This window comes from Bacillus sp. 166amftsu (assembly GCF_900107445.1).
In the GTDB taxonomy this organism is placed as follows: Bacteria; Bacillota; Bacilli; order Bacillales; family Bacillaceae_G; genus Bacillus_A; species Bacillus_A arachidis.
This window is the reverse complement of record NZ_FNQA01000040.1, coordinates 1-9,673: the sequence shown is the minus strand read 5'-3', so window position 1 is coordinate 9,673 and position 9,673 is coordinate 1. Positions and strand designations below refer to the sequence as shown.

Genomic DNA, 9,673 nt, shown 5'->3' with positions numbered 1-9,673 from the left:
CGTATCAAATTTGATACGGTGATTTTTTGGAATAAAAAAGAGCCGTAAAAACGACTCTAAAATAATTTAATTGGTAACTTACTTAAGACAGTATTTTTACTCATTACATTTTTAAATTGTAAAACTAAATGTTCTGAGACATCATCTTTACTACCTGAAATAATAATGTTTGGATTTACAAACAAAACATAATCTTTTGCTTGTTGGTTATCTTTAAAATCTCCTGATATCGATTTTGCTAAGACACCTTTCTTAATCAAAGAATTAACTACTCTACTAACTTTTGGTCTTGACGTTTTCAAAACCTCGGCAATTGTTACAATAGTTAGCGCACAAGGAAGTTTCTTCTTAACATCATCTACGATCGCATTAGAGTACATACTTACATTACATTGTAAATCCGTTAAAAATACTTTTTCCTCACTAGTAAAATATTTTTCATCTCGTAAAAACTTCCAATTTTCTTGAATAAATTGAGAAAATCTAATTTTAGATGATGGTTTTTTCTTCTTTCCTAAATACAACTCTTCACCAGTTGCTTGAGAAATTACCTCCATCGCCTTCTCAATTTCCTCTTTTGAAAAACCAAAATCATTTTCATACTGTTTTCTTTCAGACTCTAAATCTCTTTGTCGAGCATTTTTTTCAGCTTGTCCGAAATCTAAAATTTTATTCACCGTTAACCTCCTACTATGCCAGAAGGAAACCAAAACCAATATTTTTTTATGTATATTTAATAAAACAAATAACTATATTATCATTCCCAAAACGTATATTGTTTGATAAAATATGAATAGTTATTTTATGAATCATTTTTCTTGGTTAGGGTGGTTTCCTACCTGGAAAATTCTTAAGAAACTTTGTTCGCAGCAAAGTTTCTTTTTTCATTTTACCACAAATTTCTACATAAAACTTTAATCCTCATCAATTGAAAACATCTACTCTATTAACGTTCCATACCATAGTCTCGGTCTCGTTTTTTAAACTTCATTTTTAATGACTTTTCCTTCTTTTGTTGTTCAATCTCTTTTTGTTTATCACTAAAGAATTTTTGAACTCCATTACGCTCACTATCATCTACAAAATGGCGCTTTAAAAGTTTTGCCCCCATCTTATCTAGTACAATTGCTTTCATATAACCCACCACATTTGCAAGTTGAGGCAGTTTCTCTTTATAAAATTCCTTCACTCGTTCCAATGTTTTCTTCAAAAATTCGTTTTCCATTTTTAATTCTTGATTTTCAATCTTAAGTTGTTGATTCTCTTTTGTTAAATAATCCACTTTTTCTTTTAAATTGATTTTATCCTTGTTTAAAAGATCATTATCACCTATAAGCTTCTTATTTTGTGTTTTAAGCACATCTGAAGCTTTCGCAAGGGTTTTGATAGCTTGATAGTCTTTTGGTTCCAAAATAACCCTTCCTGTGGATTTCTCAACCTTTTTAAACACTTGACGTTCCCATACAATTTCTTGATGTACTGGAATTTTATCAAGCTTTGGAACTTTTTGAACATCCGCCACTAACTTATTGGCTATTTTTTTTGCATGATCTGCTTTCATTAATGCTTGTACAGCCTTATTTTCATGATATTTTGTTTGTTCTTTAAATCCTTGAACTGTCGCATGCTTAACATCTTTTGATGTTCCTCTTTCCAGCTTATAACCATGTTCATTCATACGCTGATGATATCTATCTTGCAAATTCGCTAAATCTTCTTTTGTTTCAATAAACTTCTTACGACTAATTTGCCATATATCAGCTTTTCTACGACCGTCATACGCCTTAATTAACGGAACTGCCACAACGTGCAAATGTGGTGTCCTCTCGTCCATATGAACCGCTGCATGAATGACCTTATCTTTTGTAATGCCAATATCTTTTTCAAGAAACTCAAGGGACTGTTTCGCCCAGGCTTCAATTTCCACTTTCGATTTACTCTGGAAGAACTCCTCATCACTCGTAAATAGAAATTCACAAGCCACATCATTTTTTGCACTGTTAATCGCCTGATCAAATGATTTCCTTCTATCAAATCGCATACTTTTCATACGTTTTTCATGATCTATTTTCATTTCACTTGTAATCTCATTAAATCGTTTTAAATATGTATCTTCACATTTTACAAGCTCGATATTCTCGCTTGATTTCGTCCGATCAATATCATGATTTGTATACGAAACTCTGTCCGCATTATGTTTTCCAATTCCTCGTAGATCTCCTGTTGTTTTAATTCCTTGCACTCGAAAAATAGAGTAACTCACAGAGCCAGCCCCCTTTATATTCGCTCACCTAATCATGGCATAGAGGGTAATTGGATGTCAATTAGAGAACACACTCTTATATTGTCACTACGCAACAATAGAGTGTGCCCTACGGGACACGTCGGCTTCGCCGATCACGGACAAGCCGTGCAAAAACAAAAACCTTGGGCTTCGCCCAAACCCACTGGGGAAATCTTCCCCAGACCCCATTCAAAAAACTCCCCCAACCCCCTCATTTTTTGAGGGGGCTCCCTCGCCGGTAGGCAGGGTCAAAAGGATACCTTTTGACAAACCAACAAAAGGGTCTGGGTATAGTTAGTATGTCAACTCCTTAATGCTCCTTCACTTCACTTTCGTTTCGTTCTGTCCGCTTACCGTTGAACATACACCAATTCTTTCGTTTATTATATAACTTAATTTAATATCCCAGATCTTCATTGTTAGAACTAATTACATCTACATCAATATCTTCTAAAATTTCTAAAGGAACATCTAAAATATAATCCATTATACATTCATCTCCTCACTAAAAAATTTAAAATCCTTTTATTAGAACCGCTTTATAATTCCTTTGTTATTTCTTTATTAGTAGTATGTTCATAAAGATTAGTAGATGGAAGAATATATAAAATACTAGCTACTATTATAAAAAACACAGAAGATATAAACATTAAAGTAGAACCATAATATTCAAGAACAAAGCTTGCAAATATTGGTCCTAACGAAAAACCAATAGCTCTAAATTCAGCAATACTAAAATATAATGTTTTTTTGTCTGGCGGAGAAATACTATTAATAATAATATCACTGCCCGGTATAGCAAATACTTCACCCATAGCAAATATTAAAGTTGCGATTACTAAAATTACTATATTTCCATTAGATACAGCAAATAAACAAAAAGCTACTGCAAATATTAAATTTCCAATTAAAATTGATACTGTATGATTAAGTTTTAAAAATTTCTTTTCTAAATACATTACAATAAATTGTAATATAATTCCCCCAACTGAATTTAAAATTAATAAAAATGCAAATAATTTTTCAGGTGTAGTACTAAATTCTTTAAAAGCTAATGAAAAGACAGCTTCAAATTGAGCAAAGACAAAATAGATTAATGCACCAGCTATAATATATATAATTAGTTTAGAATCTACAGATTTTAAACTAGAAAGTTTTAGTTTTTTCTTAACTTCTAAGTTAAAATCATCAATATTTAAACTATTTCTAGTAAACAAGATTAAAAGAATACTAAACAAAAAAAGAGCAATCGACATTATTAAATTTGTATATTTCGGAAAATCTGCAATCCAAATACAAATTAAGGGTCCCAATATTGCTCCAAGACAAATTACTATATAATTAATTCGAAATACTATATCTTGTGACTGTGTTTTATTTGCATGATGTGCAAATAAGGACCTAATAACAGGTTTCCAACAAACTCCTCCGAAACCTGATAAAATACTTAATAATAATAACTGCCAATATTTATCAGCAAATATAAACAAACTATATGGAATGATTAACAAAAATAAACCTAAGATTAAACATTTGATTTCACCTAATCTATTTGATACTAGAGCTCCTATAGATCCAAAAAGAGCTGTTATTATAGGAGGTAAACCTATTAAAAATCCAACTTGTGATATAGGAATTTTCAAATTAACATTAAAATACAATGCAAGAATAGGCATTGAAACATATATTGCTAAACAATATAAAAAATTTAAAAAAGCTAAAGTGAGTATTTCTTTGTTAATAGTATTAGTATTTAATTTCAATTATAATCTCCCCTATTAACTTCTCTAATTCTTACTTGATCTGGTTGTAAAATCGCAACAATAGTATTTATAATTAATTTTGGATTACAACTTTTCTTATATGATAGAACATCTAAACAAAGCAAATTTTGTTCTGGATATGAATGTAAAGTAACACGTCCTTCCTTCAAAATAGCTATTAACACCGTACCATTTTGACTTACACGTTCAAATTGAATTGATATACAATGTGCTTGAGTTCTATTTATACCTATTTTTATAATAGACTCAAGATTATTAATATCAGTCATATTCTCAAAAAAAACTCCACTTAAATCTCCCAAAACATGTTTAATATAAAAGCTATCATTTTGCTTTTCTAAAACTTCTTGAATAATTTTCCTCCGCATAACATATATTCTCCCTTTTTAAAAAGATTAGAAAGCACTTCCTTAATGAAATACATAAAATTATTATAACCATTAAAAAAGTGCTATCATTTTAAATCAACTATCACACTAAAGTAAGTTTTTTTTCAAATTCTAATAATATATTAGAATCTTCAACAAAACGATTCTTCTGTTGTGATCCTTTATTAATATATTTAAGAATAGCCTCTTGTTCTGAATCAGGTGATAAATAAAACAATAAATTACCATACCAATTCCATCCTAATTCAGTTAATCTATAGTGTGTTCCATCATCAATAACTAAACCACGCTCAATTACTTCACTTAATCTGTTCATAACTTCTGGCCTTACTAAATCAAAATTTATTTTCGACTTATCAGCTTCTCCATGATAAGGTAAATGAAAAGATATACCTTTGCTTTCACAAATAGTTGGATCAAACTCAAACAATTTCATATCAATAGAATCACTTGAAAGTAAATCTTTTACATATTTTTTCGAATTATTATTATTACCTATAATAAATCCATCCATGACAGAATAAGCTCCACTACCGAAACCAATTATTTCATGCCCTTTATACCCATAATGTGCTTCATGATATTGGAATCTATAAGTATCCGTAACAACTGGATTACGCTGAATAATTTCATTACTAGATTTAACATATCCATGTCCATTATGTGGATGGTATCCGTTTTCTCGCATATAATCCCTCAAAATAACATTCATCAGTATTTTTGCAAAACCTGATGTTGCCTCCATATTTTGTTCTCTGAGTTCTCTACTCAATTTAGCTTGAGTAACAACATTATTTATTGGATAAACATCAATAGTTGGCGTATCAAGTTGAACAACATGATGTAAATCTCTAACAAAATCTTCTATAGTTTGTCCATGCATACCATATAGCATATCCACTGAAACATAATCAAAATTATCTTTTAACAACTTTACTTTTTCAAAAATTAAGTTAGTATCTTTAACTAAATTAAAAAATTCTCTATATTGAGGGTTAAAAGTTTGTACTCCCATTCTTGCATGAGTAACCCCAATTTCTTTCAAAGCTTCTATTCTATCTTCAGTTACAGTTGTTAAATGACATTCATAATTAAATTCTTTAAGTTGTGATAAATCGAAACATTCTTTAATAGCATTTCCAATTTTCAAAATTTGTGAAGGTTTTAAAATGGAAGGTGTACCACCACCGAAAAATATAGAGTGTATTGGATAACCACTAACATTTTGATATTTACTCTTAATTCTTATTTCTTTAATTAGTGCATCTACATAGCTTTCAAATACTGTAGGATCCGTATTGATTTCTCTTGAAAAAGGACAAAAAGTACATATAGCCTCACAATAAGGAATATGAAAATATAAAGCTCGAAATTTAGAATTCTCTCCTGCAAATTTAAATATATCAAAACTATTTTCCCCTATTTTCTCTTTAGTTTTTGCACTAATCTCTTCATAAGAAAATGGAAAAAACCAATTATAAATTGGTAATCTATAATTAAAAGCCATAAGTCCATCATTTAACAATTTCATATAATTAAACCCCTCCTGAAAGTATATTAAGTCTTAAAATTAAAAAGTAACTCGTAATTCATATATGTATTAAGAAGAATTTTCTTAATATAAGATAGATTGTTACACAATTTATTAATAAAAAAGTAGTGTGTGAATTAACATCTACACACTACTTTTTTATTTAAACACCAATCATTTATAAATTACCAAACAATATCCCAAACTACTTCAGTCATTAATATCCCCTCCTTTCAATAATGTAAGAAATATGTAAAATAACCATTTAATGGTTACTAAACACAAAACAGAATAACACGAAAGCACCTATAAGACAATCTATTTTTTGTAATTTTTTGAATATTGAAAATAATAAATTAATTATATAAAATATGTATTATATTAATTATTAGGAGGATTAATTATGTTGTTAGATAAGAATGATATAACATTGGAAATTAAATTAAAAAATCAAAAACCTTCGGAGCATTCACTGGAAGAACTTTTAAAAAAAGGAATTATCAATATTGACTTAAAACCAAATGAAAGATTTAATTTGGCTTTAGAAAGTGAATTAATAATTCATAACTACCCTAAAAAAGGTGAAATTCACTCATCAAAAGTAAAAAAAATAAAAACAAAGTATAAAAATTTATCAGGTGACATTGAATATATAAAGTACTCACTAGAAATTTATAAATAAATACAACATACAAATCAACCAAAATAAACAATTTATTGTGATTATTGTAAATGAATAGCTGTTAATTGAAAATAGATAAATTATGAATATAACTATGTTCTATATTGAGAAATTTTAAGAATCAATTATACTCACAAAAATAGCCTTATTATCTTTAAAAACATCATAATTTATCTTTAAAAAATTAATTTTATAAATAAATTTCTCAACTATTGATAATAAATATAAATAGTTGAGATTTTTTTATAATTAACACATTTAAACTAATTAACATTAATAATTCACATTGTATATTCTTCACATATGAAGTTACCATAATCCCACTTATAGGTAGCAGACAAAAAAGCTCATCTCTTTTTTCATAAGGAATGAGCTTTTTGTCTTTCTATTATTCTAGACAACTTGTTAAAAAGAATAAAATACAACCAAGTGTTAACCCCTGTATCTTACCATCTCTTCCACCAAGGCTTTTTAGCTTTTTGATAAATTTCTTCGATTTTTTTATCAAAAACTGTATCTCGTTTTGCAATATATTCAATCATTTTTTGCATATCTTCAATTTGTTGATCTTTTTCTTTTTCTCTTTTTTGAGATTCCAGCAACTGTTTTTTTATTTCAATTTCAGTTTCTTCAGATGCTTGCAACTTAGAAATTATCATTTGGTTTTGTTCTTCAATTTGTTCTATTTGCTTTTGAAATGAATTTGCTAAATTCTGAATCTCATATCGTATTTTGTGCGGAATTAAATCGTCCTTTGATTCCTTATTTATTAACTGTTGCACGCTTTGTATCGGTGATTCTTGCTTCTGTCTTCGTATCACTGCTACGGAAGCTGCCATATCAAGGTTTACTCCAGCTTCTTTTCTAGCTTGAAGCAAATCTCTAAACGTTAACTCATCTATATCGGTAAAAATCCTTGTATTATTTTCATTTTTCCGAAAAACATACCCTGCTTTCTCAAGGGATTGGGCGTACTTCCTAACTGTACTTTCAGCAATTCCAAATGTTTTAGCAATATCATGACTTTTTAATTCTCTAGGGATTCCCTCTAACAACTCAATTTCTGTATCACCTGTATTGGTCATCGCTACCACCTCTTTCTATTCTTTTAAGCGATATATTGGCGATATAGCCTAAATAAATAATACTTAAAATAAACATATCAAAAAACATATCAAGATACACAAAAAAAATTAGACAAATTAAGCATATCAATAGCATATACTGACGTATACTCGTCATTTTTAAACGTCAGCATACGCTATGATTTAGAACAAAAAATATAAAAAATTATACAAGATTTTATACAAAAAAAGAGGGAAAAGAAAATAGCAAAACTCCTAGGAACCCTTGCTATATCAACAATGTATAAAATCGTGTATACCAAATAAACAGACAAAAAAAGAAGAATCCCTGTAAATACAAGAATTCTATCAAAAACTTGCTACCGATAATGATGCGTTATGTTAACCTGATATGAATATTGTATTCATCGTTTCTTTCTCCAAGTAACAAAATAAGATAGTTCAAAAAGTTATATTAAGTCTGTTACAGTAATTTATATAATACATAATTTGAGAAATGAGGAAAAAAATGAACAGAATTGAATTTATAAGAAAAGAGGAGAAGAAATATCACGACTATTGTTACGATAATTATAAGCTGTTTGAGGAAGGTTCGTGGCTACATAAACCTGTAAAAACAGTAATAGATTTAATTCCATTGTTTGAAGGAAAAGACAATCTTAATGTGCTTGATTTAGGTTCTGGAGTGGGTAGAAATAGTATTCTACTGGCTCAAGCTATAAAAGAAAATGGTGGTAAAGTTGTGTGTGTTGATTTATTAGACTCGGCTTTACAAAAATTAAATCAATACAGTGAAAAATATGGGATTAAAGAAGTAATTCAAATTGAAAAAGCTGATATAGGAAACTATGACATTAAACCTAATAACTTCGATTTCATTGTTGCAGTTTCAAGTTTAGAACACGTCCAATCAGAAAAGGTATTTGAAAAAGTTGTTCAACAAATGGTAGAGGGAACGAAATACAACGGAATAAACTGTATCATTGTAAATTCTGAAGTTGAAGAAATTGATATGGATACTAATGAAAAGTTAGATGCACTAATGGAGATAAATATTTCAACGAAAGAAATAATGAATAAATTTAGAAAAATATATGATGGTTGGGAAGTATTAAGTATTATAACAAAACCGTTGGAATATAAAATTACGCGAGATGAAAAGTTTGTTTTATTAAAAACAAATGCAATTACATATGTTGTGAGAAAAAACAATCTATAATGTTCAAACCTTAACTTCCGAGAACGATAATTATGTAAATGAGCTGTCCATATGGGCGGCTTATTATTTTTTTGCTTAGCATAGATTTTTTCCAAAATACTGGCAGTACCCCATTCATAAAAATAGATTCTTCCCTATACTCCGCTAAAATCTTTGTATTTTCCCTTTGCTTTTTGGCAAGAGTGCTGGCTGGGGGGTTGGGGGCTAGCCCCCAGGAACTTCGCGTACTTAAAATGATATGTAAGAAAAAATCATGAACGGATGCACTGGCGGTTCGGCTCGTATACTTACTAGTCCAAGTCGAGAACCATTGTTTTGCTTTTTGTCTGTCGGCTTGGCGAGAAAAGCACACGAGCCGAAAAAAGCTCCGCAAGGACTCTTTAAAAAAGAAAAGGCAATAGCCTTTAGGTGAGGATCAACGAACCGACTTTTTTAAAGAGAGGGTGGAGATTTTTGAGTGTTCTTCTCAAAAATACTACCCGTTCCTTTCGGAACTTTTAGCTATATATATAGAATGAGATAGTTATAAATACAAAAAGTAGCTTAAGACTAGTAATATAAACAGTTCATACTTTTTTTTAGCGTATCAAATTTGATACGGTACCGTATCAAATTTGATACGGTGATTTTTTGGAATAAAAAAGAGCCGTAAAAACGACTCTAAAATAATTTAATTGGTAACTTACTTAAGACAGTATT

8 protein-coding genes are annotated in these 9,673 nt (G+C 29.3%); 2 read left to right on the top strand and 6 right to left on the bottom strand.

All coding sequences use genetic code 11. The features are described from left to right. Positions 1–56: 56 nt before the first annotated feature. The 5 genes from BLV40_RS26995 to BLV40_RS26975 all read right to left on the bottom strand — a co-directional run bounded on the left by BLV40_RS26995 (position 57) and on the right by BLV40_RS26975 (position 5,988). Positions 57–677 carry a helix-turn-helix domain-containing protein gene (locus tag BLV40_RS26995; RefSeq protein WP_017150475.1) on the bottom strand — a complete coding sequence of 207 codons (621 nt, stop codon included), beginning with the start codon at positions 675–677 and terminating at the stop codon, positions 57–59. Between the two features lie 269 nt (positions 678–946). Continuing rightward, complete coding sequence (gene mobV, locus BLV40_RS26990) at positions 947–2,263, bottom strand: MobV family relaxase (RefSeq protein WP_090695680.1); 1,317 nt, start codon at positions 2,261–2,263, stop codon at positions 947–949. Positions 2,264–2,823: 560 nt separating this feature from the next. Next, a complete protein-coding gene (locus tag BLV40_RS26985) occupies positions 2,824–4,047 on the bottom strand; it encodes an MFS transporter (RefSeq protein WP_090695678.1) in 1,224 nt (407 codons plus the stop codon). Further along, a complete protein-coding gene (locus tag BLV40_RS26980) occupies positions 4,044–4,436 on the bottom strand; it encodes an S-adenosylmethionine decarboxylase family protein (RefSeq protein ID WP_090695676.1) in 393 nt (130 codons plus the stop codon). Before BLV40_RS26980 ends, BLV40_RS26985 begins: the two co-directional genes overlap by 4 nt. A gap of 103 nt (positions 4,437–4,539) precedes the next feature. Beyond that, on the bottom strand, positions 4,540–5,988 hold the full coding sequence (locus BLV40_RS26975; RefSeq protein WP_090695674.1) for a coproporphyrinogen-III oxidase family protein: 1,449 nt from the start codon (positions 5,986–5,988) through the stop codon (positions 4,540–4,542). A gap of 403 nt (positions 5,989–6,391) precedes the next feature. On the opposite strand from BLV40_RS26975, the gene BLV40_RS26970 reads away from it, so the two are divergent. After that, positions 6,392–6,670, top strand: coding sequence for a hypothetical protein (locus tag BLV40_RS26970; protein ID WP_090695672.1), 279 nt, complete (start codon positions 6,392–6,394; stop codon positions 6,668–6,670). A gap of 446 nt (positions 6,671–7,116) precedes the next feature. On the opposite strand, the gene BLV40_RS26965 is transcribed toward BLV40_RS26970, so the two are convergent. Beyond that, on the bottom strand, positions 7,117–7,755 hold the full coding sequence (locus BLV40_RS26965) for a helix-turn-helix domain-containing protein (RefSeq protein ID WP_090695671.1): 639 nt from the start codon (positions 7,753–7,755) through the stop codon (positions 7,117–7,119). 508 nt (positions 7,756–8,263) lie between these two features. Here BLV40_RS26965 and BLV40_RS26960 point away from each other — a divergent pair. Further along, positions 8,264–8,974, top strand: coding sequence for a class I SAM-dependent methyltransferase (locus BLV40_RS26960; RefSeq protein WP_090695669.1), 711 nt, complete (start codon positions 8,264–8,266; stop codon positions 8,972–8,974). Positions 8,975–9,673: the final 699 nt, after the last annotated feature.